Below are 26,317 nucleotides of genomic sequence, written 5' to 3' on the forward strand. Positions count from 1 at the left end.
ACCGTCCGGCGTCCGCCGGGCGGTCAGTCGCCCTGGGCCGCCGACCCGCCCGGCGGCATCGCCCCGCCGAAGAGCGGCTCATAGGTGGGGCGCTTCGCGGTGACCCCGTCGCCGGAGGATCGGCCGCGCAGCCGCCGCAGCACCCAGGGGAAGAGATGGTGCCGGGCCCAGACGGCGTCGTCGGCGCGCGCCTCGCGCCAGCTGCGCTCGGGCGTCGGACGCGGTTCGAGCGGCTCGAGGTCGTGCTCGACGTTCAGCGTGTCCAGCGCCATCGCGGCGATGGTGTGGTGCCCCAGCGGGGAGAAGTGCAGCCGGTCCTCGTCCCACATCTCCGGACGGGTCAGGCTGCGCAGCGCCCACATGTCGGCGACGACGGCGTCGTGCCGGGCCGCGACGGTGCGGACGTTCTCGTTGTAGATCGCCACTTTGCCGCGCACGGAGCCGACCACCGGAGTCTCGCGCACGTCCGGTCCGGTGAACAGCAGCAGCGTCGCGCCGGTGGTCGCCAGGAGCTGCACCATGGTGTCCAGCGTGCGCGCGGTCTCGTCGGGGTCGCCGCCGGGTCGGATGACGTCGTTGCCGCCGGCGCAGAGGGTGATCAGATCCGGCGCGAGGTCCAGCGCCGGGGCGATCTGGTCGTCGCGGATCTGGGCGATCAGCTTGCCGCGCACCGCCAGGTTCGCATAGGCGAAGTCGGCCGTTCCGGCCGCGAGCTCCTCGGCCATCCGGTCGGCCCACCCGCGGTGGTATCCGGGGCGGGACTCGTCGGGGTCGCCGATGCCCTCGGTGAAGGAGTCGCCCAGCGCGACGTAGCGGCTCCAGGGGTGCCGATGGTCCGCCGCGGAGTGCGCGGCGTCGGGTGCGGAGTCATGATCTGCGGGGTGGTGGAGTTCTGACGAGTGCACGCCTTCATTCTGCCGGAGCCGCCCCTGGAGTTCCATGACCGACGGCGGCGCCGCCCCGCCCGCGACCAGCGGCCCGACGGCGGCGCCGCCCCGCGATGAGTCCGCGGCTCGGGTGGGAATACGGTCGTATTCCCACACCGACCGCCGAGTCATCGCCGGGGGATGAGATCATGGACCGCCGGATGCGTCGACGGCGCGTCCGATCCGTCCTGGTCCCGACCGAGCCTGACCCGAGGAGTCCCCGCCGATGAACCCCGAGCCCGTCGTCGTCTGGTCCCGCGAGCCCGACGAGCGCCGCGACACCCACCTGGTCGTGCTGCTGCACGGCTACGGATCCCACGAGCACGACCTCCTCGGCCTGGTGCCGAATCTGCCCGAGGAGTTCACCTACGCCTCGCTGCGGGGGCCGCAGACGGCCGGGCCCGGGTACGGCTGGTTCGCCCTGGATCCCCAGGATCTGAGCTACGACTCCGCCGAGGTGCTGCAGGCCGCCGAGGACGTGTGGTCCTGGATCGAGTCGGTGCAGGACCAGCACCTCTCGGTGACGCTGCTGGGCTTCTCCCAGGGCATGGCCGTGGCGACGACGCTGCTGCGCACCCGTCCGCACCAGCTCGCCGCCGTCGTCGGCCTCTCCGGATTCGTCCTCGACCCGGGCGAGGACGAGCGGGTCGCCGCCGCCGTCGACGACGAGGCGCTCGCGGCCGCGCAGGTCCCGTTCTTCTGGGGGCGCGACCAGGAGGACCCGATCATCCCGGCCGCCGCCGTCGACCACACCCACCGGTGGGCCACCGAGCACGCGAACCTGACCAAGGTCCTCTACGCCGGCGCCGGCCACGGCGTGGTGCCGCAGGAGATCTCCCACGTCGGCGAGTTCCTCACCCACATGGTGCTCAAGCCGGCGCGCACCGCCCGCCGCTGACGACGCCGACGCCGCCCGCGCGGCTCGGTGCCGCGCCGCTCAGTCCTCGAGCTCCTCGGGCTCCTCATCGAGCTCCTCGAGCTCCTCCGCGACCGGCGTGAGGGCCGCCTCGGGCAGGCCGAGCGCCTCGCCGTCGAGCTGGACGATCTCGCCGGGGCGGATCTGCCGGCCGCGGCGGGTCTCGACCTCCTCGTCGACGGTCACCGCCCCGGCGTCGAGCACCTCGCGGGCCATGCCGCCGTGCTCGACGACGTTGGCCAGCTTCAGCAGCTGCCCCAGCCGGATGGACGCGTCCCGGATGGGGATCTGGTCGACCTCGATGAACTCGCCCTCGTCGTGGTCCTCGTCGAAGCCTTCGTCGAGCGCCTCCTCGACGTCGTCCTGGTGCCGCCGCGCGTCCTGGTCCTGGTGCTCCTCGCTCATGCCTCCAGTCTGGCGCATCCGACGGCGCGCCACAGGACGTCATCATCCGGCCGGTCGAATCCTCAGGGACGTTCTACGCTGGGTCCATGTCCTCCTCGACCATCACACAGACGCCGGTCCGCGACGCCGGACAGTCCCGGACCGCCTGGATCCTGTTCCTGGTGATGTCGCTGGTCGCCGGAGCGGCCATCCCCTCGCAGGGACGGATCAACTCCGCGCTGGCCGCCGAGACGGCCGACCCCTTCCTCGCCGCGCTCATCTCCTTCGCCGTCGGCCTGGTGCTGATGCTCGTCATCGTCGCGGCCACGCCGCGCGGGCGGGCCACGATGCGCCGCGTGCGCCCGGCGCTGGCCGCCGGCGAGGTGCGCTGGTGGTACCTGCTGGCCGGCTGCCTGGGCGGCTATCTGGTGCTGACCCAGTCGCTGACCATCGGGATGATCGGCGTGGCCGTCTTCACCGTCGCAGTGGTCACCGGCCAGACGCTGGGCGGGATGCTCTGGGACCGCGTCGGGCTGGGGCCGGGCGGGCGCAAGCGGCTCTCCCCGCTGCGCGTGATCGGCGCGATCCTCACCGTGCTGGCGGTGCTCTGGACGGTCTCGCCGCAGCTGGGCGCCGACCACGGCGGGCCCGAGTGGCTGCTGCTGGTGATCCTGCCGCTGCTCGCCGGCGTCGGCTCCAGCGCCCAGCAGGCGCTCAACGGACGGCAGTCGGCCGCCTACGGCAGCCCGATCCCCGGGACGCTGATCAACTTCATCGCCGGCACCGCGGTGCTGCTGGTCGCCTACCTGATCAAGCTGGGGGTCGGCGGCGTCGGCGAGGCGCTGCCCACAGCCGGCTGGTACTACCTGGGCGGGCCGATGGGCTGCGTGTTCATCGGCCTGGGCGCCGTGCTGGTGACCCGGGTCGGGGTGCTGCTGGCGGCGATGGGCATGATCGCCGGTCAGCTCATCGGCTCGCTGCTGCTGGATCTGATCATCCCGGCTCCGGGCTCGGTGGTCACCACGGCCACCGTGCTCGGCACGTTGCTGACGCTGGTCGCCGTCGTCGTCGCCTCGCTGCCGGACGGCCGGGCCTCCCGCCGGCGCGGCGCGGGGCACTAGACTCGGACTCCGCCGGCTCCGCAGGGGAGCGGGACCCGTCGGAACGGAGGCGAGCACGATGGACCAGGACGTCCACATCATCACCGTCGCCGTGGACGACCTCGACGCCGCCCGCCGCTTCTACGTGTCCGGACTCGGCTGGCGCCCGCTCTTCGAGGAGCCCGGCGAGATCCAGTTCTACCAGTCGGCGCCCGGCCAGGTGCTGGGCCTCTTCGACGCCGAGGCGCTGGACGTCGACATCGGCGACGGCGGCGTCCATTCCCGGCCCGGCGGATTCACGCTGGCGCAGAATCTCCACGACGCCGACCTCGTCCACCGGACCGTCGACCGGATGGAGCGCGCCGGCGCGACCATCCTCAAGCAGCCTCAGCCCGCGGCGGTGCCCGGCATGATGCACGCCTACGTCCGCGACCCGGTGGGCATCGTCTGGGAGATCGCCCACAACCCCGGCTGGCGGATCGACGACGACGGCGCGGTGGTCTTCGACGCGCCCGACGCCGGCTGACGCGCGGCGTCGCCGCCCGGCGGACGACGGCGGGCCGGAGGCGGCGTCGTCGAGGGATCCGGGCGCGAATCGGCGCACCGGCGGGCGGCGCGGTACGCTTTCCCCGTCCGTCCGCACGTCGCGGCCCGCAGCCCGACGGCATCCTGCACAGCACACTGCACCCCGACCAGAGGTGAAGCTCTTCCATGGCCACAGAGACCGCACTCGACAAAGTGATCGCCCTGGCGAAGCGCCGCGGCTTCGTGTTCCAGTCCGGTGAGATCTACGGAGGGTCGCGGTCGGCCTGGGACTACGGTCCGCTGGGCACGGAGCTGAAGGAGAACATCAAGGCCGAGTGGTGGCAGACCTTCGTCCGCGGCCGCGGCGACATGGTCGGCCTGGATTCGGCGATCATCCTGCCGCAGCCCGTTTGGCACGCCTCCGGCCACGTGAAGACCTTCTCCGACCCGCTGGTCGAGTGCGTCCAGTGCCACCGCCGGCACCGCCAGGACCACCTCGAGGAGGCCTTCCAGGACAAGAAGGGCCGGGCGGCCGAGTCCATGGAGGAGATCGTCTGCCCCGACTGCGGCACCCGCGGGCAGTGGACCGAGCCGCAGCAGTTCTCCGGGCTGATGAAGACCTATCTGGGTCCGGTCGACAACGAGGAGGGGCTGCACTACATGCGCCCCGAGACCGCCCAGGGCATCTTCGTGAACTTCAACAACGTGGTGACCTCCGCGCGGCAGAAGCCGCCGTTCGGCATCGGCCAGATCGGCAAGGCCTTCCGCAACGAGATCACCCCGGGCAACTTCATCTTCCGCACCCGCGAGTTCGAGCAGATGGAGATCGAGTACTTCACCCGCCCGGACGAGGCGCCGCAGTGGTTCGACCACTGGGTCGACGCCTGCTACGCCTGGTTCGTCCAGCTCGGCCTGGACCCGGAGAACCTGCGGAAGTTCGACGTGCCGGAGGAGGAGCGGGCCCACTACTCGGCCGCGACCATCGACCTGGAGTACCGCTTCTCCTTCCCGGGCTCCGAGTGGGGCGAGCTGATGGGCGTCGCCAACCGCACCGACTACGACCTCGGCTCGCACACCGAGGCCTCGGGCGCGAAGCTGCAGTACTTCGACCAGGGCACCGGCGAGCGGTACACCCCGTATGTCATCGAGCCCTCCTTCGGCCTGACGCGGGCGATGATGGCGTTCCTCGTCGACGCCTACACCGAGGACGAGGCGCCGAGCGTCAAGGGCGGCGTCGACACCCGCATCGTGATGAAGCTGCACCCGAAGATCGCCCCGATCAAGGCCGCGGTGCTGCCGCTGTCGAAGAAGCCGGAGCTGGCCGGCCCGGCGCAGGAGCTGGCCGACCGGCTGCGCCGCCACTGGAACGTCGAGTACGACGAGTCCGGCGCCATCGGCCGCCGCTACCGCCGTCAGGACGAGATCGGCACCCCGTTCTGCCTGACCTTCGACTTCGACTCGCTCGAGGACCAGGCGGTCACCGTCCGCGACCGCGACGAGATGACCCAGGAGCGGGTGAGCCTGGACCAGATCGAGGGCTACCTCGCCGCGCGGCTGCTGGGCTGAGCGGCCGCGTCCCGGCGCCGAGGCGCCGACGCGCCGTCGTCCCGGTCCGCCGCGGAGCCGGCCGATCTCTCGAAGAATCGCGCATCGCCCCGCATTGCCCCGCCCGGTGGACGGGACTAGAATCGCGTGGCTGACCCGAAGCCGCCTCCCCGATGAAGGACACGCGATGAGCACCATGCCCGAGGACTCCGTCCCGTCGGAGCACGACGACGGCGCGGACCGCCTCACCCTGGAGTCGGGCCTGACCGTCCGGCCGTGGGCCGAGGGCGACGACCTCGCCCTGCTGGAGGTCTGGGGCGACCCGGAGAATGCCCTGCAGCACCAGGACCGGGCGCTGCTGCGGCCCTCCTCCGACGACCCCTGGGCCCGCTGCATCGTCGCCGAGGACCACGGCGTCCCGGTGGCCGCGGCGACGATCCTGCGCTCCTCGCTGCACCCGGACCGGCTCTCCTTCTACGCCGAGGTCGCCGAGGACCACCGGCGTCGCGGCATCGCCGCGGAGATGCTCGAGCTGCTGGCCGCCGAGGCGGGCAACTGCTCGACGCAGAGCCTCAAGGCCCGCTGCGGCAAGCGCACCGCCGCGCAGTGCTTCCTCAAGGACAACGGCTTCACCAAGATCCAGCGGTCCCGCCAGGTCGTGGTCAGCGCCGGCGCGCTGGCCCTGCCGGACCTGGAGGGCACCGGCCTGGACCTGGAGGACCTGGCGACCGGATCGGTCGCGCTGACCAGCGCCGTCGTCGACTTCTACAACGCCGTCCATGACTGGGACCGTGCGGAGATGACCGTCGGCAAGGCGCAGAAGCTGCTGCTCGGCGACGGCACCGGCGCCTCGGGCGCCGTGGCGCTGCGCGACCGGCGTCCCGGCGCCGACGGCGGCATCCTCGCCTTCGCCGTCAGCTACACGCCCGAGCGCACCGAGGATCCGGCCGACGTGCTGCTCGGCTGGAACCCGGAGCTCGCCGACGACGACGCCGAGACCGCCTGCCAGTCGCTGCTGGCGCTGCTCGCGGCCCGCTACCCGGTCAGCGTCGAAGTCGACGACTCGATGGAGCCGCTGACCCGTGTCACCGACGAGCTGCTCTCCGCCGGCCGCGCCGAGTCGGACTTCGAGGCGCTGATCTACGCCCGCGACGCCGCGAGCTGACGCGCCCGCGCCGGAGATGGCCCGGAGATGCTCCGGAGCCGCGCCGGAGAACCGCCCTGGAGACCACGACTGAGGGGACCCGCTGATGAACGCCGTCCTGCCGCCGCTGCAGATCGGGCCCATCACCGTCGACACGCCGGTGGTGCTGGCCCCGATGGCCGGCATCACCAACACCGCCTTCCGCCGCCTGTGCCGCGAGCACGGCGGCGGGCTCTACGTCAACGAGATGGTCACCGCCCGCGCGCTGGTGGAGCGGCGCCCGGAGTCGCTGCGGATCATCAAGCATGAGCCCGACGAGGTGCCGCGCTCGGTCCAGCTCTACTCGGTCGACCCGGTGACCACCGGGCAGGCGGTGCGGATGATGGTCGAGGAGGACCGGGCCGACCACATCGACCTGAACTTCGGCTGCCCGGTGCCGAAGGTCACCCGCAAGGGCGGCGGCTCAGCGCTGCCGTGGAAGATCCGGCTGTTCGAGTCCATCGTCTCCACCGCCGTCCGCGAGGCCTCGAAGGGCGGGGTGCCGGTGACGGTGAAGATGCGCAAGGGCATCGACGAGGACCACCTGACCTTCACCGAGGCCGGCAGGGTCGCCCGCGACGCCGGCGTCGCCGCCGTCGCGCTGCACGGTCGCACCGCTCGGCAGCACTACTCGGGCACCGCCGACTGGGACGCCGTGGCCGAGCTGCGCGAGGCCCTGCCGGATCTGCCGGTGCTGGGCAACGGCGACATCTGGTCGGCCGAGGACGCGCTGGAGATGGTCCGCCGCACCGGCGTCGACGGCGTCGTCGTCGGCCGCGGCTGCCAGGGCCGGCCCTGGCTCTTCGGCGACCTGCAGGCCGCCTTCGAGGGGCGCGACGAGCGGCATCGCCCGGATCTGGCGATGGTCGTCGAGACCCTGCTGCGCCATGCCCGGATGCTCATCCCGTACTTCGACGGCGACGAGCTCAAGGCCATGCAGGACATCCGCAAGCATGTCTCCTGGTACTTCAAGGGCTACCCGGTCGGCTCGCAGCTGCGCACCCAGCTGGTCACCGTGGAGACGCTGGCCCAGCTGCAGGAGCTGCTCGGCCGGCTGGACCATTCGATCGACTACCCGGGCGCCGACGCCGAGGGGCCGCGCGGTCGGGCGGGCTCGCCGAAGAAGGTCCACCTGCCGGAGGACTGGCTGGTCTCGCGGGAGCTCGACGAGGACCAGCGCGAGATGATCGCCGCCGCCGAAGTGGACACCTCCGGCGGCTGAGTCGTGCCCGACGGCGGTCTGCGGCGTGCGTCGGCCCGGCGGAGGGCGGGGTCGCCCCTCGCCGCCGCGCGGGGCCGGGCCGCGGGCCGCTAGGCTGGAGTCCATGGATGTCCAGCCCCACGAGCGTGCCGAAGCCGGCTATGCCGCCCTGCGCCCCGGCTACACCGTCGAGGATGAGGAGCGGTGGCTTCCCGAGCACGGCAAGTCGGTGTATCGCTCCTCCTTCGAACGCGATCGGGCCCGGCTGCTGCACTCCTCGGCGCTGCGCCGGCTGGGGGCGAAGACCCAGGTGGTCTCGCCCGACGCCGACGACTTCGCCCGCACCCGGCTGACCCATTCGCTGGAGGTCGCCCAGGTCGGCCGCGAGCTGGGGCGGATGCTCGGCTGCGATCCCGACGTCGTCGACGCCGCCTGCCTGGCCCACGATCTGGGCCATCCGCCCTTCGGCCACAACGGCGAGAAGGTCCTCGACGAGCTGATGGGCGCCTCCGGCGGGTTCGAGGGCAATGCGCAGACGCTGCGGCTGCTCACCCGGCTGGAGACCAAGCGCTTCCACGACGACGGCCGCTCGGCGGGGCTGAACCTCACCCGGGCCTCGCTGGACGCGGCGATCAAGTACCCCTGGCGCCAGCACGAGGCGCCGCTGCTCGCCGACGGGACGCGCGGCGCGAAGTTCGGCGCCTACGAGGACGACCTGGACGTCTTCGCCTGGATCCGCCGCGGCGTCGACGGGAGGCGGCAGTCCATGGAGGCCCAGGTGATGGACGCCGCCGACGACATCGCCTACTCCGTCCACGACGTCGAGGACGGGATCTTCTCCGGACAGTTCCAGCTGCGCTTCCTCGAAGTGCCGCTGCAGCGCAAGCGGGTCATCCGGGTGACCCGCGAGTGGTACCTGCCGGACACGGAGGAGGACCGCATCGAGGAGGCCTTCGACCGGCTGGCCTCCATCGACCGCTGGGTGCGCGAGTCCGACGGCTCGCGGCGTTCGCTCGCGGCGCTGAAGAACATGACCTCGGAGCTGATCGGACGTTTCTGCGGGGCCATCTACGAGGCCACCCGCGAGGCCTATGGAGACAGGCCTCTGGTGCGCCACGAGGCTGATCTGGTGATCCCGCGGGAGACGCACGAGGAGATCGCGGCGATGAAGGGGCTCTCAGCCTCCTACATCATGACCTCGGAGCAGCAGCGCCCCGTCTATCAGCGCCAGCGCGAGGTCATCGAGTCGCTGATCGAGCTGCTGCGCGACTCCGGCGACCGGTACCTGGAGCCGATGTTCCGCGAGGACTTCCAGCTGGCCGAGGGCGACGCCGCGCGGTCCCGGGCGATCGCCGACCAGGTCGCCTCGCTCACCGACGGCGCGGCCCTGGAGTGGTACTACGCGCTGGTCAGGGGAGAGCCCTTCGCCAATCGCCTGTTCGGCTGATCAGTCCGGCGGCGCCGGCTTGGTGATGTCGGCGGTGACGACGTCGAAGGCGGCGAAGAGCTCGTGCGCCTCGACGAAGAGGCTCAGGTCCCGCGCCCCGGATCCCATGCCGATGCGGCCGGCGATGGATGCGTCGGCGTAGACCGGCCAGCGGGTGCCCGCGACGCTCTCCGCGGCGAAGGGCGTGATCGTGCCGGGGCGGTGGCCGGTGGCCTCCACCGCCTCCTCGGGCGCGGTCATCGCCATCTTCTTCATCCCGGCCAGCCGCCGCAGCTTCGCCCAGTCGACCTGCCGGTCACCCGGGATCAGGGCGATGACGTAGGTGTGCTCGTCGGCGGTCTGGGTGAGCTTCGCCCGGGCGACCAGCGTCTTGACGATCTCCCGGGGCGCGATCCCCAGCGCGGCGGCGGCCTCCTCCAGGGAGCCCGACGGTCCGCGGGCGACGAGCTCGATCGCGACGCCGCGGGCGGCGGCGTCGGCGCGGATGCGCTCGACCGAGGCGCGGTCCTCGGCGGAGAGCTCGACGTCGGCGGGGATCGGCGCGGGGGCCGGCGCGGTGGTCGGCATGGGGGAGGCGGGGGTGCTCTGCTGCTCCATGCCCGGGACAACCGAGACCGCCGCCGGCGGATTCCCCGAGCCGTTCCCCGGGCCGTTCCCCGGGCCGTTCCCCGGGCTGTTCCCCGGGGTGATCCGTCGGACTCCTGCACAGGCGCCTGCGGGGTGGCGCTCATCGGTAGACTCGAGGCGTGGCCGGACTCATCAAGCGCGAAGACATCGACGCCGTGCGCGAACGTGTGGACCTGCGGGAGGTCGTCGAGGAGTATGTGACGCTCAAGAGCGCGGGCATCGGCTCCTGGAAGGGGCTCTGTCCCTTCCACGACGAGCGCACTCCCAGCTTCCACATCCGCCCGCAGGTGGGCACCTATCACTGCTTCGGCTGCGGGGAGTCGGGTGACGTCATCGCCTTCGTGATGAACATGGACCACACCTCGTTCCAGGAGACGGTGGAGCGGCTGGCCGCGAAGGCCGGGATCGAGCTGCGCTACGAGGACGGCGGCACCGGGCCGGACAAGGAGGAGGTCGGCCGACGTCGGCGGCTGCTCGACGCGCACAAGATCGCCGACGAGTACTTCCGCGAGCAGCTGCACTCCCCGGAGGCGCAGATCGCCCGGGAGTTCCTGGCCGGCCGCGGCTTCACCCGCGAGCATGCCGAGCAGTTCGGGGTCGGCTATGCCCCGCAGGGCTGGGATCACCTGCTCAAGCACCTGCGCTCCCGCGGCTTCACCGACGAGGAGCTCTCCGCCAGCGGGTTGTTCTCCGAAGGCTCCCGCGGCCTGTACGACCGTTTCCGCGGACGGCTGATCTGGCCGATCCGCGACATGACCTCCAACACCGTCGGCTTCGGCGGCCGGCGCCTGCACGAGGACGACAAGGGGCCGAAGTACCTCAACTCGCCCGAGACGACGATCTACAAGAAATCGCAGGTGCTCTACGGCATCGAGCACGCCAAGCGGAACATCGCCAAGAAGCGCGAGCTGATCGTCGTCGAGGGATACACCGACGTGATGGCCTGCCACGTCGCCGGCGTGGACACCGCAGTGGCGACCTGCGGCACCGCCTTCGGCGAGGGCCACATCAAGATCGCCCGCCGGCTCCTCTCCGACGACGGCGGCGGGGGAGAGGTGATCTTCACCTTCGACGGCGACGAGGCCGGCCAGACGGCGGCGCTGAAGGCCTTCAAGGAGGACCACCAGTTCCTGGCCAAGACCTTCATCGCCGTCGGACCCGAGGGCATGGACCCCTGCGACGTCCGCCAGCACCGCGGCGACGAGGCCGTCTCCGAGCTGATCCGCGCCCGGCGCCCGCTGTTCGAGTTCGCCATCCGCGCCGGGATGAAGGACTACGACCTCTCCACCGTCGAAGGCCGCGTCGGCGCGCTGCGCTACGCCGCCCCGGTGGTCGCCGGGATCAAGGACCCGGCGCTGAAACCGGCCTACACTCGCGAACTGGCCGGCTGGCTGGGCATGGACATGGACGACGTCAATCGGGCGGTGCAGGCCGCCGCCCGCCGCGGCGTCGCCCCGCAGCGGCAGGTCGACCCGGCCGTGCAGGCGCACCGGCGCGGGTTCGGCCCGGCCCCCGACGCGGACCCGGCCGACGGCGCCGAGCCGGTCCAGCATCAGCCCGGCCCGCACGACCACGGCGGACCGGCCGGCGAGCCGGCGGCGTCGTCGGCCGCGCCGACGCACTATCCCCGGCCCGACACGCGGGACCCGGCGGTGATGATGGAGCGCCAGGCGCTGGAGGTGATCCTGCAGCATCCCACGCGGCTGACCGCCGACCAGTGGGAGGAGATCTTCACCGTGCGCTTCACCGCCCCGGCGCATGCGGCCGTCCATGCGGGACTGCGTTCGGCGGCGGCCTCGGCCACCGACCCGCGCAACTGGGTGCGGGCGGTCTCCGACGAGGTCCCCGAGCCGCTGAGGCCGCTGGTCGCCGAGCTGGCCGTCGCCCAGCTGCCGGCGCGCACCGAGGAGGAGGTCGAGACCTACTGCCAGTCGATCCTCAATCGCCTGGTGGAGCTGAAGATCACCCACCAGAAGGCCGATCTGCTCGGGCGGCTGCAGCGCATGGGGCCCGACGAGTCCCCGGAGGAGCACCAGCGGCTCAACCGCGAGCTGATGGACCTCGAGCATCGGCGACGGGCGCTGCGCGGCGACCAGTGAGCACTCCGCACCGGGACCGCTGAACACTCCGCTCGGAGGGCCGGTGCGGACGCTCCGCGTCCGCCCGTGTCCTGCTCACGTCGGTCCGCGGCCGAGGCCTGCGACGAGGCCTGTGCGACGCCGCACACCGGGTCCTTGGTACCGTGAAGTGCACGTCCGCGCGTGACGATGGGGTCGCGCTACGCCTCCGCACCCTTGATCGAGGAGACACGCATGCCCCAGCACGACGGCCCCGCCGCGCCCGCACGACACGCCGCCGACGACACCCGCACCGCCGCCTCGCATGAGATCCCCGACGCGATGCGCCAGGACGTCGGCCTGCTCGGCGGCCTGCTGGGCCAGGTGCTGCAGGAGTACGGCAGCGAGGGCCTGCTGGGCGACGTCGAGGCCCTGCGCGAGCTGACCATCTCCGCGCTGGACGACGACTCCGGAGACGTCCTCGCCCGCGCCGAGGAGTTGGTGGGCTCCTTCTCCGCCGAGCGGGCCAAGGAGGTCGCCCGGGCCTTCACCTGCTACTTCCTGCTGGCGAACCTGGCCGAGGAGCAGCACCGCATCCGCACGCTGCGCTCCCGCGACGGGCAGGTCCCGCTGGAGGAGCAGCGACCCAGCGAGTCGGTGGCCGCGGCCTTCACCCACCTGCAGGAGGAGGTGGGACAGGAGGAGGCCGAGCGCCGGCTGGCCGAGCTGCGCTTCCACCCGGTGCTCACCGCCCACCCGACGGAAGCTCGCCGCAATGCGATCGCCTCCTCGGTCCGCCGCGTCGGGGAGCTGCTCGACGAGCGCGACGACCCGCGGATGGGCAGCGCCTCGCTGGCGAAGAACCGCCGCGAGCTCCTGGAGGAGATCGACAACATGTGGCGCACCGCCCAGCTGCGCGTCTCCGCGCCGTCGCCGCTGGACGAGGTGCGCACCGCCCTCTCGGTCTTCGACTCCTCGTTCTCCCAGGTCTTCACCGAGGCTTACCGCCGCATGGACGACTGGCTGCAGGGCGACGAGGCCGGCACCCGTCCGCCGAAGGCGCCGGCCTTCATCCGGCTGGGCTCGTGGATCGGCGGCGATCGCGACGGCAATCCCAACGTCACCGCCTCGATCACCCGGCAGGCCGTCGGCCAGGCCGCCGACCGGGTGCTGGCCGATCTGGAGGAGCGGGCCCGCGCCGTCGGCCTCTCGATGACCCTCGACGACCGCTACACCAGCCCCAGCGCGGAGCTCGACGGCCTCTGGGGCCGGCAGAAGCAGCTCTCCGAGGAGCTGACCGCCCGCGCGGTCGAGCACTCGCCGCGCGAGCCGCATCGCCAGGTTCTGCTGGCGATCGCCGGACGGCTGGCCGCCACCCGGGAGCGCGACGCCGACCTGGCCTACACGGTGCCGCAGGAGCTGCTCGACGACCTGCGCGCGGTGCAGCGCTCGCTGGAGGCCGGCGGGGCGAAGCGCGCGGCCTTCGGCGACCTGCAGGAGCTCATCTGGCAGGTGGAGACCTTCGGCTTCCACCTGGCCGAGCTGGAGGTCCGGCAGCACTCGAAGGTGCACTCCCAGACCCTGGCCTGGCTGGAGGACCCGGAGTCGGTGGAGTCCATGGCGGTGCCCGGTGAGGAGGTCATCGAGACCTTCCTCGCGATCGCCTCGGTGCAGCAGCGTTTCGGCGTCGACGCCTGCCGTCGCTACATCGTCTCCTTCACGCAGAGCGCGCAGAATCTCGCCGACGTCTACACCTTGGCGGAGAAGGCCCTCGGCGGCCCGGAGCAGGCCCCGGTCATCGACGTCATCCCGCTGTTCGAGACCTACGAGGACCTGCAGAACGCCCCGCGCATCCTCGACGAGATGCTGGATAACCCCGCGGTGCAGCGCCGCCTGGAGCAGACCGGCCGTCGCGTGGAGGTGATGCTCGGCTACTCCGACTCCGCCAAGGACGTCGGTCCGGTGGCCGCCACGCTCGCGCTCTACGAGGCCCAGGAGCGCATCGCCGACTGGGCGAAGCGCCACGACATCGCGCTGACCCAGTTCCACGGCCGCGGCGGCGCGCTCGGCCGCGGCGGCGGGCCGGCCAACCGGGCCATCCTCGCCCAGCCGCCGCACTCGGTGGACATGCGGTTCAAGGTCACCGAGCAGGGCGAGGTCATCTCCGCCCGCTACGGCAATCCGGAGATCGCCCTGCGCCACATCGAGCAGGTCGCCGCGGCGACGCTGATGGCCTCGGCGCCGTCGACCGAGGAGCGCAACGCCCGCGCCGCCGAGCAGTTCTCCGAGATGGCCGCGACCATGGACGCCGTCTCCCGCGAGCGGTTCGACGGACTGGTCGGCGCCGACGGCTTCGCCCCCTGGTTCGCCCAGGTCACCCCGCAGGACGAGGTCGGCCTGCTGGCCATCGGCTCGCGTCCGGCCAAGCGCGGACTGTCGGTGGAGTCGCTGGAGGACCTGCGCGCGATCCCGTGGAACTTCGCCTGGGCCCAGGCGCGGATCAACCTGACCGGCTGGTACGGGCTGGGCAGCGCGCTGGCCGCCGTCGGCGACGTCGAGCAGCTGCGCGGCGCCTATGCGGAGTGGCCGCTGTTCCGCGCGCTGATCGACAACATCGAGATGTCGCTGGCCAAGACCGACCGTCGGATCGCCGAGCGGTACCTCGCCCTCGGCGACCGCGAGGACCTCGCGTCGCTGGTGCTCGAGGAGCTGGACCTGACCACCGAGTGGGTCCTGAAGATCACCGACCAGTCCCGGCTGCTGGAGTCCCATCAGGTCCTCGGCCGGGCGGTCGAGCTGCGCAATCCCTATGTGGATGCGCTCTCGCTGCTGCAGCTGCGCGCGCTGCGGGCGCTGCGCTCCGGCGAGCTGGACGACGAGCAGCTCGACGATCCGCGGAACCTGCTGCTGATCAGCCTCAAGGGCGTGGCCGCCGGCCTGCAGAACACCGGCTGAGCCGCGCGTCGCCGGGCCGTGCGCCCTTCGTCGGGGAAGTCCTCGGCGAAGGGTGCACGGCCCGAGACATACGATGGGCCCATGAGTTCCTCGCAGACCCGCCTGATCGATCCGGACCACGACCCCCACCGCTGGTTGGAGGAGGTCGAGTCCGCCGAGGCGCTGGACTGGGTGCACCGGCGCAACGCCGTCGCCGAGGCGGAGCTGGCCGACGCGGAGTTCGAGCCGCTGCGCGAGGACCTGCGCGAGATCCTCGACGCCTCGGACCGCATCCCCGGCGTGGTCCGCCGCGGCGAGCATCTGTACAACTTCTGGACCGACGCCGAGCACCCGCAGGGGATCTGGCGGCGCACCACGCCGGCCTCCTACCGCACGGAGGAGCCCGACTGGGAGCTCCTGCTGGATCTCGACGCGCTCTCCGCGGACGAGGGCGTCACCTGGGTCTGGCACGGCGCCGACGTGCTGCGCCCGGCCGCCGACGAGCCCTGGCGGCATGCGCTGGTCTCGCTCTCGCCGGGCGGCTCCGACGCCGACGTCACCCGCGAGTTCGACCTGCTCGAGCGCCGCTTCCTCCCGGAGGCCGACGGCGGCTTCGTCCGTGGGCAGGGCAAGGGGTCGCTGAGCTGGATCGACGGTGACACCGTCTACGCGACCGTCGACCGGATGCCGGCGGCGCCGGAGGCGACGGCGGAGGCCGCCGACGCCGACGTCGCCCCGGACCCGGCGATGGTCACCTCCTCCGGATACCCGCGCACTGTGCGCCGATGGCGCCGCGGCACGCCGCTGTCCGCCGCCGAGGAGGTCATCTCGGTCGAGTCCGACCATCTCACCGCCGGGGCCGGACATCTCGACACCCCCGGCTTCGAGCGCGACGTCGCCGTCCGCGCGCTGGGCTTCCACGACCACGAGACCCACCTGCTCACCGCCGACGGGCCGCGGCGCATCGAGGTCCCCACCGACGTCCGCGTCGGCGTCCACCGGGACCTGCTGCTGTTCATGCCGCGCACCAGCTTCACCGCCGGCGGGGTGACGGTGTCGGGCGGAGGGCTCGCCGTCGCCGACGTCGACGGCTTCCTGGCCGGGGAGACCGCCCCGACGGTCCTCTTCGCCCCCGACGCCTCGACCTCGCTGCAGGCGGTGACCACCACGCGGACGATGCTGGTGCTCACGCTCATGGAGGACGTCGTCCACCGCGTGGAGGCCTTCTGGCGCGGAGAGGCCGGCGCCTGGACGTCGACGCCGGTCTTCGCCGAGGTCTCGGGGTCGCTGAGTCTCGGCGCCGTCGACGAGGCCGACTCCGACGAAGTCTGGCTGACCGCCGCCGACCACCTGCGGCCGACCACGCTGCACCTCGGCGACCTCTCCGCGCTGCCCGACGGCGGGAGCGAGACGCTGGAGGTGCTGAAGCAGGCGCCGGAGCGCTTCGACGCGACCGGGCTGACCAGCGTCCGGCGCTTCGCGACCAGCGACGACGGCACGCGCGTGCCGTACTTCCTCATCGGCCCGGCCGAAGTGCTGGACCCGGCCGACGGCACGACGCCGGAGCCGGCGCCCACGCTGCTCTCCGGCTACGGCGGCTTCCAGGTCTCCCGGACGCCGAGCTACCTGCCGCTGACGGGGAAGGGCTGGCTGGAGCGCGGAGGAGTCTTCGCCGTCGCCTGCATCCGCGGCGGCGGGGAGTACGGCCCCGACTGGCACCGGGCGGCGCTGCGCGAGAACCGTCACCGCGCCTATGAGGACTTCGCCGCCGTCGCCCGCGAGCTGGTCGACGCCGGAGTGACCACAGTGCCGCAGCTGGCCTGTCGCGGCGGCTCCAACGGCGGCCTGCTGACCGGGATGATGCTCACCACCCGTCCGGACCTCTTCGGGGCGGTGGTCATCCAGGTGCCGCTGCTGGACATGAAGCGGTATTCGCATCTGCTGGCCGGGGCCTCCTGGCGCGCCGAGTACGGCGACCCGGACACCGAGGACTGGGAGTTCATCCGCACCTTCTCGCCGTACCACCTGCTGCACGAGGGGGCCGAGCTGCCGCCGGTGCTGCTGACCACCTCCACCCGGGACGACCGCGTCCACCCCGGCCACGCGCGCAAGATGACCGCGGCGCTGGAGTCGATCGGCGCGGACGTCCGCTACTGGGAGAACACCGAGGGCGGCCACGGCGGCGCGGCCTCGCCGGCTCAGCAGGCCACGCTCGAGGCGCTGATCCAGCGTTTCCTGGACCAGCAGCTGCGCGGCGGCGCCGCGCACTGACTCGGCGACGTGACGGTCCCGGGCCGTGACCCTGCGGTCGCCCGCGCGGCGGCCGGAGTCCCGGGACCGCCTCCGGCCGTCGGCCCGGGACGGCGGCGCTGGTCGACGGTTACTCTCTGCGCAGACAAGCTCACCGCCGTCGACGGGGCGAGGACCGCCTCAGTGTGAATCCGGCGGCCTTCCGCGCCGGGCGTCCCCGCGGTGCGGGCGCAGGAGGAGGGAAGCACACATGGGACGGACCATTCTGGGAGCGGCCGCCGTCTCGCTGGACGGTTTCATCGCCCACGAGGACGACTCGGTGGACCCGCTGTTCGACTGGTTGGGCAGCGGAGACGTGGAATGGAGCCTCTCGGAGCACGATCACTACCCGCTCCGCACCACCGTCGCCTCCCGGGACTTCATGCAGGCCGTGTACGCGCACATCGGCGTGATGATGATCGGACGGCGGCTCTTCGACCACACCGACGGGTGGGGAGGCACGCCTCCGGCCGGCCAGCACGTGGTCGTGGTGACCCATGCACCGCCTCGCGACTGGGCCCCGGCGGCGGCCGCGCCGTTCACCTTCGTCACCGAGGGAGTCGACGCCGCGATCGCCACGGCGCAGGAACTCGCCGGAGACCGCGACGTCGACGTCGCCGCCGGTCAGGTCGGCGGCCAGGCGCTGCGGCGAGGGCTCATCGACCAGGTGGTGATGAACGTGGTGCCTGTGGTCTTCGGGACCGGGCGATCCTTCTTCGGCGTCCCCGAGGGCGGGACGCCGGTGCGGCTGGGCGATCCGACGCGCCTCGTCGCCGGTGACCGGGTGACGCATCTGCTCTACGACGTGCCGCCCGAGAGTCGGCGCGGGGCGCCGCAGGACGCCTGACCCCGGATCGGAGAGCCGGCGTCGCGCCGATGCGGACAGGGACTGTCCGCATCCGGCTCTATCGTCAGACCCGGGGCCTGTCCCGGCAGGACGCCGTGCCGATATCCTCGTCGCAGCGTCTCGGAACCCCGTGTGCCGAGGGATGCGGCATGAGCCGCGGCAGGCTCCGACGCTCGCACCTCACGACGCTCCGGCCCGCCGGAGGAAGGACACTCGATGACTCTGAGATCAGACGACCTCGCCGTGGAGACGCGCGGTCTGGTGAAACGCTTCGGCGAGACGACCGCCGTCGACGGCGTCGACCTGTCCATCCGCCGCGGCGGCATCTACGGCGTGCTCGGCCCCAACGGCGCGGGCAAGACCACAGTGATCCGCATGCTGGCCACGCTGCTGCGCCTCGACGGCGGGCAGGCCCACGTGCTGGGCCACGACGTGCGGTCCGAACCTGCGGCCGTGCGCGGCAAGATCGCGCTGACCGGCCAGTTCGCCTCGCTCGACGAGGACCTGACCGGACTCGAGAACCTGGTGCTGCTGGGGCGGCTGCAGGGCTTCGCCGCGCGCGCCGCCCGGAGTCGGGGACAGGAGCTGCTCGAGGCGTTCGGCCTCGGCGACGCCGCAGGACGGCAGGTGAAGAAGTACTCGGGCGGCATGCGGCGCCGGCTGGACATCGCCGGGTCCCTGCTGGTCACCCCGGAGCTGATCTTCCTCGACGAGCCGACCACCGGCATCGACCCGCGCAGCCGCAATCAGGTCTGGGACATCATCCGCACGCTCGTCGACTCCGGCACCACAGTGGTGCTGACGACCCAGTATCTCGAGGAGGCCGACCAGCTGGCCGACCGGCTGGCGGTCATCGACCACGGGCGGGTCATCGCCGAGGGCGCTCCGGGACAGCTGAAGGCCCAGGTCGGCGCCGGCGCGCTGAACGTGCGGGTGGTCGAGGCCGAGGACCGCGAGCGGGCCGCGGAGATCCTGGCGGCCGCGCTGTCCGCCGACGTCGTCCGTGAAGCCGACCCGACGGCGCTCACCGCGCGGCTCGAGGCCGGGGCGCGGGCCTCGACGGCGTTGACCGCGCTGGAGGAGGCCGGCGTGGAGGTGGAGACCTTCTCCGTGGGGCAGCCGAGCCTGGACGAGGTCTTCATGGCGCTGACCGGCAGGAAGCCCGAGCCCGACGGCGACGTCGCGGGCGACGAACAGGAGGCCGCCGACGACGGCGGCGAGCATCGCGGAGCGGCGCACGGCGCCGACCACCGCGGCGATCACGGCACCGACGGCCGCGCGGCCGACGACGAGGCGGAGGCGAGGACCCGATGAGCACCACGACGAACGGCACGTCCACGGTCCCGGCGGAGGCCGAACGGATCCGCCATATCCTGGTCAGCCGTCAGGACACCCCGCAGCGGCCCGGAGCCGTCAGCGCCTCGCTGACCTACGGCTGGCGGGCGCTGCTGAAGATCAAGCACGTGCCCGAGCAGCTCTTCGACGTCACCATCTTCCCGATCATGATGACGGTGATGATGACCTACGTCTTCGGCGGCTCCATCGGCGCGGCGGTCTCGGGCCAGGAGGCCGGCGGCGACGCCGTCGGCGCCTACGTGCAGTGGCTGATCCCCGGCATCTTCGCCCAGACGCTGGTGATGATCACGATGTACACCGGACTGACGCTGAACCGGGACATCTCCAAAGGGGTCTTCGATCGCTTCCGCTCGCTGCCGGTCTGGCGTCCGGCCCAGCTGGTCGGCGCGCTGCTGGGCGACCAGGTCCGCTACACGCTGGCCGGCGTCATCATCCTGGTGGTCGGCTTCATCATGGGGTTCCGACCGGCCGGCGGACTGCCGGGAGTGCTCGCGGCCTTCCTGATGCTGCTGGTGTTCAGCTTCTGCCTGTCCTGGGTATGGACCACAGTGGCGCTGCTGATGCGCACCGAGCAGGCGGCGATGGGCGTGTCGATGTTCATCATGATGCCGCTGACCTTCGTGTCCAACATCTTCGCCCCCACTGAGTCGATGCCCGGCCCCGTGCGGGCCTTCGCCGAGGCCAACCCGGTCTCCACGCTGGTCGGCTGCATCCGCGAGTTCATGGACGGGGTCTACGACATCGGCTCGATCACCGCGGTGCTGATCTACTGCGCGGTGCTCGTGGTGATCTTCGGGCCGATCTCGATGTTCGTCTACAACCGCAAGTCCTGAGCGGGACGCCGGTCCCACCGCCCTGCGGCGCGATGCCGGGAACGACGTCGGCCGGGCCGGGTCCGGCCGACGTCCGTCCCGGCTCGGCCGAGTGGTCAGGAGACGAACCGGATGGAGACCGGATACCGATACGCCTGGCGCTTATTCGCCGCGACGGAGGCCAGGATGGCGAAGACGATCGAGCAGACCCAGGCGGCGAGGCTGATCAGCGGGCCGATCAGAATGATGGTCAGCACCCAGCCGGCCACATAGGCGATCGCCACTGTGATCTGGAAGTTCAGCGCTTCCTTGGCGTGGTCAGCGACCATGCGGCTGCGCTCGCGGAAGACCAGCCAGATCACCAGCGCAGGGATGAAGCTGGCGATGATGCCGCCCAGATGGGCGCCGATGCTCCAGCCCTGCTCCTCGCCGGCGGTCAGCGGAGGCACGGTCGGCGCGGGTCCGGCCGGCGCCGGGCCGCCGCCGGGAGGGGCCTGCGGCGGGCTCTGCGGAGGTGGGCCCTGTGCGGGAGGCTCCTGTGCGGGATGTCCCTGCGGAGGGGAGCCCTGCGGCGGCGTCTGCTCGTCCGGACGGTTCTGCGGTGCTCCGCCGGGGGTCCCGCCCGGGGGCCGGCTCGAGGCGTCGTCAGGGCCCGTCGGGCGGTCGGGACCGGGACCGTGGGGTGGCTGCTGAGTCATCGTTCCTCCTCGTGGACGCGCGGCCGCTGGGGCCTGACTCGGCGGACCGAGTTCCCTCCTCACCCTAGGTGTTCGAGGGGGCGGCGGGGAACGGTCGACGGCCTGGTCAGCCGGACGCGCGGGCCGCGGCGCTTCAGCTCGGGGACGCCGACTCGCTACGGTGAAGGCATGCGAGAGCTCTCCGTCAGTGAAGAGGTGCCCGACGAGGTCGTCGCGCTGGTCCGCGAGGCCCGTCGCGTCGTGGTGCTCACCGGCGCCGGGATCTCCGCGGAGTCCGGCGTGCCGACCTTCCGGGAGGTCCAGACCGGGCTCTGGGAGCGGTTCTCCGCCGAGGAGCTGGCGACTGTCGAGGCCTATGAGAACGACCCCGCCCTGGTCTGGACCTGGTACCGCTGGCGCCAGGCGCTGATCGCCGCAGTGGAGCCGAACGCCGGGCACCGGGCCCTGGCACTCTGGCAGCAGCGTCTGGCCGACGTCGACGGCGGATGGCTGGCGGTCTCCACGCAGAACGTCGACGATCTGCATGAGCGCGCCGGCGCCGACGTGCTCGGACATCTGCACGGGCGCATCGCCGCCCACCGGTGCGCCGACTGCGGCGAACCCGACGAGCTGCCGCCGCCGGAGTTCGACGGCTTCACCGCCCCGCCGGAACCGGTGGATCCGCCCTTCTGCACCCACTGCGAGGAGGGACTGATGCGTCCGGACATCGTCTGGTTCGGCGAGATGCTGCCCGCCTCGGACTTCGACGCCTCCTCGGCGGCGATCCGCGCCGCCGACCTGGTGCTGGCTGTGGGAACCTCCGGCATGGTCCAGCCCGCGGCCTCGCTGCCGCTGCTGGGCCTGGAGCGCGGGGTGCCGATCATCGAGGTCAATCCGCAGGAGACCGAGCTGACCGACCTCGTCGACTTCGCGATCCGCGGCCCCTCGGGGGAGGTGCTGCCGCAGCTGCTCCAGGCCGCCGGCATCGCCGGCCGTCGCTGAGCCGGTCCTGCGCGCCGGGCACGCCCGGAGCGCAGGGTCCTGCGCCCCTGCGGCGGGTATAGGGTGGAACACATGGTCTGGCTGTATCTGCTGGCGCTCATCGTGCTCGGCGGCATCGTGCTGCTCCTGATGGGCCGCTGGAGCGGTCCGAAGCCGGTCGAGGAGGACCCGCCGGCCGGGGGAGCGAGCGACGTCGACGAGCTCATCGAGCGTGCCCGTGCAGACGGCCTGACCGCCGAGGACCTCGACGAGGTCCGATTCGACTCCGCAGTGCGCGGCTATCGGATGGACCAGGTCGACGCCCTGCTCGACACGCTGGCCGACCAGCTCCGTGACGAGGGGGTTCGACGCTGATCCCGGCGAGGATCCTCCGCCATGGGGGATACTAGGAGACAGGATGCCGCGCGCATCCGACCTGATCGGGCGACCGCCGTGCGCGGCGGGCGGCCCGATCCGCAGTGAGGAACACCAGAAGGGAAGCACTCGATGGCTGCAATGAAACCGCGTACTGGTGACGGTCCGATGGAGGTGGCCCAAGAGGGCCGCAGCCTGATCATGCGAGTGCCGATCGACGGCGGAGGCCGTCTGGTCCTGGAGATCAACGACGAGGAGGCCCAGGCGCTCAAGGAGTGCCTGATCGACGCCGTCGGGGAGTGAGAGCCCCGGGCGGCGGGCGTCGCCCGCCGCCCGTGGGACGACGTCACCGCACGACGGCGACCAGCAGTCCGGTGCCGGTGCCCAGCATCGTGGTCACCAGGCGCTCGTCGTCGCGCAGCATCCGCTCGACCTCGCGCATCATCCGGGTGCTCTCCTCGCGCACGGCCGGCCGCGGCACGCGGTCGTGGTCGAGGGCGTCGTTGATGATCAGCATGCCGCCGGAGTGCAGCATGCGCAGCGCCTCGGAGACGTAGACGGGCACGTCGGGGGTGCCGGCGTCGAGCAGCACCAGGTCATAGCCCGATGTGGTCAGGCGCCGCAGCACGACGGCCGCATCCCCGGTGATGAGCCGCGTCCTCGAGGCCGGGACGCCGTCGTCGGCGAAGGCCTGACGGGCCGCCTGCAGGTGCTCGGGATCGGGATCGATGCTGGTCAGCACCGCCTGTGCGGTCGCGCCGCGGAGCAGCGAGACTCCGGAGACCCCGACGCCGGTGCCCACCTCCACCAGTGCCCGGGCGTTCGAGGAGGCGGCGAGCACCGTCAGCGTCGCCGCCGCGCCCTCGGAGACCGGACGGACGCCGAGATCCTCGCCGCGCGCCCGTGCCGCCTCCAGCACCGGATCCTCACCGCGATGCTGCTCGGCGTACAGCCAGCCGGCGTGCTTGGCGGTGTGCGGGGAGTTCAAGGCTTTCATGGCACCTTTCTGCGGCGAGGACGGGGAGAGACGGCGCCGCGGACTGTGGAGCCGGGAGATCGTCCGGGGAACCGGTGGCGTCCGACGCCGCTCCGGCTCATCCTATAGACCTCGCGAGGTTCCCACACCCTCCCTGGTGTTTCGAGACCCGCCGGCTCATATCCAGCCTACGCTCAGCTGTCCCTCGCATCATGGGCAGTGATGCCACAGGCCCCCGCCCCCGCCCAGCACCGCCGGCCCCGACCGAGTCGTCCGCGTCTCGGCTGGCCCGGGGTGATGTGCCTGGTGGCCCTCACCGCCTGTGCCGCAGTGGTCGCCGCGGCGTGGTACCTCGGCGGACGGGGGGCCGGGCAGGTCTCCAGCGTGGAGGCGCTGACCACCTCTCGCCAGGACGGCGGCAGCTCCGCGGAGACGGGCGATGTCTCCGCCGCGGCGACGGCGCCGGGGGCCGCCGACGGCGCGTCGTCCTCGCCGGATCCGAGCTCCGTCGACATCACCCGGTCCGCGCCGCCGCAGCCCTCCGGCGACGGGGCCAGTGCCGCCGCACCCGTCCCGTCGATCGGGCCGGACGCCCGGAGGTCGCAGGCCTCCGACGGCGCCGGGCTGTCGGGATCCGCGCCGTCGTCCGCGCCGGGATCGGGTGCTGCCGCGGCGTCGACGCCCGCGGCCAGTCTGCCGGTCGGTCTGGAGGAGTCTCGGCGACCGCAGGGTCGCGTCGCGAGCCTCCCCGGAGCCGTCGAGCGGATGCCGGTGCGCAGCGTGCCGGTGGACCAGCTCGACAGGCTGCACCGGCTCGGCTGGAACGTCGCCGAGCTGCACGGGCTCGGACAGGCGATGCAGGCCGACGACGCCGCCACTGCCCAGGCTGCGGGCGTGCGCACCGTCCAGGTGCACCATACCGACGGCGAGCACACGATCACCGTCGCCGAGACCCGCCCGTCCGACGACTCGACCGAGCTGCGGCCGCTGGCCGAGAAGCTCGACGAGATCCTGGACCTCGACGCGGTGGATCGCGAGTCGCTCACGCTGCCCACCGGGGAGGACTGCACCGTCTACCGTTCGGCCGCCGAGGGTCGCTGGACGGCGGCCGTCGACGCCGGCTCCGTGCAGTACGTCATCACCTCCGATCTCGACGCCTCCGCCGTGGCCGCCGTGGCCGACTGGGTGATGACCACCGATCGCTCGCGCGTGCAGCAGATGCCCTCCTCGCCGGATGCGGGCGAGCGACTCGAGCGCGGCTTCCGCTCGCTGCTCGGCTGGATGGACTGAGCCGGCGCCGCAGCAGGCGCCGACAGCAGGTAGATTTGAGCACATGCCTGGTCTCAATGGGTACGAGTTCATCATCCTGGGTGTGCTCGCCGTCGTGCTCCTCGGTCCCGAACGTCTGCCCGCCTATGCGCAGACGCTGGCACGGTGGGTGCGTCAGGCGCGCAGCAAGGCCGAGGACGCCAAGGAGTATTTCCGGGAGGAGACCGGCACGGACTTCGACGAGGTCGACTGGAAGCGCTATGACCCGCGCCAGTACGACCCGCGGCGCATCATCCGTGAGGCGCTGGCCGAGGACTACGAGGAGACCCGCCAGGCGGTGACCGAGGTTCGCGACTCGGCCCGCCTGCCCACCGGGCGGAGTGGCACGGCGGCCGGATCCGCGCGCGGCGCGGCCGGTTCGGGCAGTTCGCGGAGCACCTCCGGCGGCGCGGCCGCGTCAGGAGCGGCGACGGGCTCCGGCGCCGACGATCCCCGGTCGGTCTTCGGCGGCGCCTCCGCCGCGACGGGCGCGGCCATGGCGGCCGGTGCCGCCGGGGCGGCCGCGGGCACGACGCCGGAGGGATCCGCCGGCGGCTCCGCGTTGGCCGCCGGGATGGCCGGAGCCGGAGTGCAGCCGGGCTCGACGAGCGACGACGGCACCCCCGAGGTCCCGGGGCTGCACCCGGCGCCCTTCGACGTCGACGCCACCTGAGTCGCCGCGGCGTCGACGCCGCGAGCCGGAGGACGAGTCGTCGGGGGTCAGGCGGGGCCGAAGGGCAGCGAGCGGTCGGCGATGCCGCGCGGACGGTGCGCCAGCGCCGAGGCGATCTCCCGCAGCGCCGAGCCGGCCGGGGACTCGGGGGCGGAGAGCACCACCGGATCGCCGGCGTCGCCGGCGGAGCGCAGGTCCATGTCCAACGGCACAGAGCCCAGCAGCGGCACCTCGGCCCCCAGATCCTCGGTGAGCCGGTCGGCGACGACCTGGCCGCCGCCGGAGCCGAAGAGGTCCAGCGAACTGCCGTCGGGCAGGACCATCGGAGCCATGTTCTCGATGACCCCGGCGACCCTCTGCTCGGTCTGCGTGCTCAGCCCGCCGGCGCGCTCGGCGATGCCCGAGGCCGCCGCCTGCGGCGTGGTGACCACCAGCAGCTCCGAGCCGGGCAGCAGCTGGGCCACGGAGATGGCGATGTCGCCGGTCCCCGGCGGCAGGTCCAGCAGCAGCACGTCGAGATCGCCGAAGTGGACGTCGGTGAGGAACTGCTCCACCGCCCGGTGCAGCATGGGCCCGCGCCAGGCCACCGCCTGGTTGCCCTCGACGAACATGCCGATGGAGATGGTCTTCACCCCGTGGGCGACCGGCGGCAGGATCATCTCGTCCAGCCGGGTGGGGGTGTCGGTGATGCCCATCAGCCCGGGCACCGAGAAGCCGTGGACGTCGGCGTCGACGATGCCGACCTTCAGCCCGTCGGCGGCCATCGCGCAGGCGAGGTTCACCGTCACCGAGGACTTGCCGACTCCACCTTTGCCGGAGGCCACCGCGTAGACGCGGGTCAGGCTGTCGGGCTGGGCGAAGTGGTTGATCTTGCCGCCCTCGCCGCGCAGGTCCTCCTTCAGCCGGGCGCGCTCCTCGGGGGTCATCACGTCCAGATGGACCCGGGCGGTGGAGACCCCCTCGGCGCGCACCGCCGCGGCGGTGACGTCGTCGGTGATCGTCTGCTGCTTCGGACAGGCGGCGATGGTCAGCTTGACGGTCACATCGGCGACGCCCTCGCCGTCCACGGCGACGTCGCCGACCATCCCCAGCTGGGTGATCGGCAGGCGCAGCTCGGGGTCCATGACCTGGGCGAGGTGGCGGCGGATGCTGTCTTCGACGGTCGGATCAGGCACCGT

24 protein-coding genes are annotated in these 26,317 nt (G+C 72.4%); 18 read left to right on the plus strand and 6 right to left on the minus strand.

The window, feature by feature from the left end:
• Nucleotides 1-23: 23 nt before the first annotated feature.
• Entirely contained in the window at nt 24-941 is a 918-nt protein-coding gene (locus tag ABD652_RS00895) for an SGNH/GDSL hydrolase family protein (protein ID WP_344717314.1), read from the minus strand.
• A gap of 211 nt (nt 942-1,152) precedes the next feature.
• Between ABD652_RS00895 and ABD652_RS00900 the strand changes: the two genes are divergently transcribed.
• Nucleotides 1,153-1,824, plus strand: a complete 672-nt coding sequence (locus ABD652_RS00900; RefSeq protein ID WP_344717315.1) for an alpha/beta hydrolase — start codon at nt 1,153-1,155, stop codon at nt 1,822-1,824.
• 39 nt (nt 1,825-1,863) lie between these two features.
• Here the strand turns inward: ABD652_RS00900 and ABD652_RS00905 are convergent, their stop codons facing one another.
• On the minus strand, nt 1,864-2,247 hold the full coding sequence (locus ABD652_RS00905; protein WP_344717317.1) for an RNA-binding S4 domain-containing protein: 384 nt from the start codon (nt 2,245-2,247) through the stop codon (nt 1,864-1,866).
• An 86-nt stretch (nt 2,248-2,333) separates the two neighbouring features.
• On the opposite strand from ABD652_RS00905, the gene ABD652_RS00910 reads away from it, so the two are divergent.
• The 6 genes from ABD652_RS00910 to ABD652_RS00935 all read left to right on the plus strand — a co-directional run bounded on the left by ABD652_RS00910 (nt 2,334) and on the right by ABD652_RS00935 (nt 9,227).
• Nucleotides 2,334-3,347: a DMT family transporter gene (locus ABD652_RS00910; protein WP_344717318.1), complete on the plus strand. Its 1,014-nt coding sequence runs from the start codon at nt 2,334-2,336 to the stop codon at nt 3,345-3,347.
• Nucleotides 3,348-3,405: 58 nt separating this feature from the next.
• A complete protein-coding gene (locus ABD652_RS00915) occupies nt 3,406-3,852 on the plus strand; it encodes a VOC family protein (RefSeq protein ID WP_344717319.1) in 447 nt (148 codons plus the stop codon).
• Between the two features lie 185 nt (nt 3,853-4,037).
• Nucleotides 4,038-5,417, plus strand: coding sequence for a glycine--tRNA ligase (locus ABD652_RS00920; protein WP_344717320.1), 1,380 nt, complete (start codon nt 4,038-4,040; stop codon nt 5,415-5,417).
• Between the two features lie 166 nt (nt 5,418-5,583).
• Nucleotides 5,584-6,561: a GNAT family N-acetyltransferase gene (locus ABD652_RS00925; RefSeq protein WP_344717321.1), complete on the plus strand. Its 978-nt coding sequence runs from the start codon at nt 5,584-5,586 to the stop codon at nt 6,559-6,561.
• 85 nt (nt 6,562-6,646) lie between these two features.
• The gene (gene dusB, locus ABD652_RS00930) at nt 6,647-7,801 is read left to right on the plus strand and encodes a tRNA dihydrouridine synthase DusB (protein ID WP_344717322.1); all 1,155 of its coding nucleotides are present in this window, start codon (nt 6,647-6,649) and stop codon (nt 7,799-7,801) included.
• Between the two features lie 103 nt (nt 7,802-7,904).
• The gene (locus ABD652_RS00935) at nt 7,905-9,227 is read left to right on the plus strand and encodes a deoxyguanosinetriphosphate triphosphohydrolase (protein WP_211364957.1); all 1,323 of its coding nucleotides are present in this window, start codon (nt 7,905-7,907) and stop codon (nt 9,225-9,227) included.
• On the opposite strand, the gene ABD652_RS00940 is transcribed toward ABD652_RS00935, so the two are convergent.
• Nucleotides 9,228-9,824: an aminoacyl-tRNA deacylase gene (locus ABD652_RS00940; RefSeq protein ID WP_344717323.1), complete on the minus strand. Its 597-nt coding sequence runs from the start codon at nt 9,822-9,824 to the stop codon at nt 9,228-9,230.
• Nucleotides 9,825-9,973: 149 nt separating this feature from the next.
• Here ABD652_RS00940 and dnaG point away from each other — a divergent pair, with 149 nt between their 5' ends.
• From dnaG to ABD652_RS00970, 6 genes are all read left to right on the plus strand, one after another.
• Nucleotides 9,974-11,953, plus strand: a complete 1,980-nt coding sequence (gene dnaG / locus ABD652_RS00945; protein ID WP_344717324.1) for a DNA primase — start codon at nt 9,974-9,976, stop codon at nt 11,951-11,953.
• Nucleotides 11,954-12,166: 213 nt separating this feature from the next.
• Nucleotides 12,167-14,866 (plus strand): phosphoenolpyruvate carboxylase, encoded by a 2,700-nt coding sequence (locus ABD652_RS00950; RefSeq protein WP_344717325.1) that lies wholly within the window; start codon nt 12,167-12,169, stop codon nt 14,864-14,866.
• Nucleotides 14,867-14,947: 81 nt separating this feature from the next.
• Nucleotides 14,948-17,116: a prolyl oligopeptidase family serine peptidase gene (locus ABD652_RS00955; RefSeq protein WP_344717326.1), complete on the plus strand. Its 2,169-nt coding sequence runs from the start codon at nt 14,948-14,950 to the stop codon at nt 17,114-17,116.
• 229 nt (nt 17,117-17,345) lie between these two features.
• Nucleotides 17,346-17,981 (plus strand): dihydrofolate reductase family protein, encoded by a 636-nt coding sequence (locus ABD652_RS00960; RefSeq protein ID WP_344717327.1) that lies wholly within the window; start codon nt 17,346-17,348, stop codon nt 17,979-17,981.
• A 216-nt stretch (nt 17,982-18,197) separates the two neighbouring features.
• A complete protein-coding gene (locus ABD652_RS00965) occupies nt 18,198-19,295 on the plus strand; it encodes an ATP-binding cassette domain-containing protein (RefSeq protein WP_344717328.1) in 1,098 nt (365 codons plus the stop codon).
• On the plus strand, nt 19,292-20,170 hold the full coding sequence (locus tag ABD652_RS00970) for an ABC transporter permease (protein WP_153143379.1): 879 nt from the start codon (nt 19,292-19,294) through the stop codon (nt 20,168-20,170). Before ABD652_RS00965 ends, ABD652_RS00970 begins: the two co-directional genes overlap by 4 nt.
• 95 nt (nt 20,171-20,265) lie before the next feature.
• Here the strand turns inward: ABD652_RS00970 and ABD652_RS00975 are convergent, their stop codons facing one another.
• On the minus strand, nt 20,266-20,598 hold the full coding sequence (locus ABD652_RS00975) for a DUF4870 domain-containing protein (protein ID WP_344717329.1): 333 nt from the start codon (nt 20,596-20,598) through the stop codon (nt 20,266-20,268).
• Nucleotides 20,599-21,015: 417 nt separating this feature from the next.
• On the opposite strand from ABD652_RS00975, the gene ABD652_RS00980 reads away from it, so the two are divergent.
• The 3 genes from ABD652_RS00980 (at nt 21,016) to ABD652_RS00990 (ending at nt 22,485) form a co-directional block, all read left to right on the plus strand.
• Nucleotides 21,016-21,828, plus strand: a complete 813-nt coding sequence (locus ABD652_RS00980) for an SIR2 family NAD-dependent protein deacylase (RefSeq protein ID WP_344717330.1) — start codon at nt 21,016-21,018, stop codon at nt 21,826-21,828.
• 72 nt (nt 21,829-21,900) lie between these two features.
• Nucleotides 21,901-22,182, plus strand: a complete 282-nt coding sequence (locus ABD652_RS00985) for a DivIVA domain-containing protein (protein WP_344717331.1) — start codon at nt 21,901-21,903, stop codon at nt 22,180-22,182.
• Nucleotides 22,183-22,314: 132 nt separating this feature from the next.
• Nucleotides 22,315-22,485 carry a DUF3117 domain-containing protein gene (locus ABD652_RS00990; RefSeq protein WP_153143382.1) on the plus strand — a complete coding sequence of 57 codons (171 nt, stop codon included), beginning with the start codon at nt 22,315-22,317 and terminating at the stop codon, nt 22,483-22,485.
• Between the two features lie 43 nt (nt 22,486-22,528).
• On the opposite strand, the gene ABD652_RS00995 is transcribed toward ABD652_RS00990, so the two are convergent.
• Entirely contained in the window at nt 22,529-23,179 is a 651-nt protein-coding gene (locus ABD652_RS00995; RefSeq protein WP_246160997.1) for an O-methyltransferase, read from the minus strand.
• A 201-nt stretch (nt 23,180-23,380) separates the two neighbouring features.
• Here ABD652_RS00995 and ABD652_RS01000 point away from each other — a divergent pair, with 201 nt between their 5' ends.
• Both ABD652_RS01000 and ABD652_RS01005 read left to right on the plus strand, forming a co-directional pair.
• Nucleotides 23,381-24,448 (plus strand): hypothetical protein, encoded by a 1,068-nt coding sequence (locus tag ABD652_RS01000; RefSeq protein ID WP_344717332.1) that lies wholly within the window; start codon nt 23,381-23,383, stop codon nt 24,446-24,448.
• A 43-nt stretch (nt 24,449-24,491) separates the two neighbouring features.
• A complete protein-coding gene (locus ABD652_RS01005) occupies nt 24,492-25,139 on the plus strand; it encodes a twin-arginine translocase TatA/TatE family subunit (RefSeq protein WP_344717333.1) in 648 nt (215 codons plus the stop codon).
• A gap of 47 nt (nt 25,140-25,186) precedes the next feature.
• Here ABD652_RS01005 and ABD652_RS01010 read toward each other — a convergent pair whose 3' ends face one another.
• A complete protein-coding gene (locus ABD652_RS01010; protein ID WP_344717334.1) occupies nt 25,187-26,314 on the minus strand; it encodes an Mrp/NBP35 family ATP-binding protein in 1,128 nt (375 codons plus the stop codon).
• Between the last annotated feature and the right edge of the window lie 3 nt (nt 26,315-26,317).

Origin of the sequence: Nesterenkonia halobia, assembly GCF_039536005.1 — a bacterium.
Classification (GTDB): Bacteria; Actinomycetota; Actinomycetes; order Actinomycetales; family Micrococcaceae; genus Nesterenkonia; species Nesterenkonia halobia.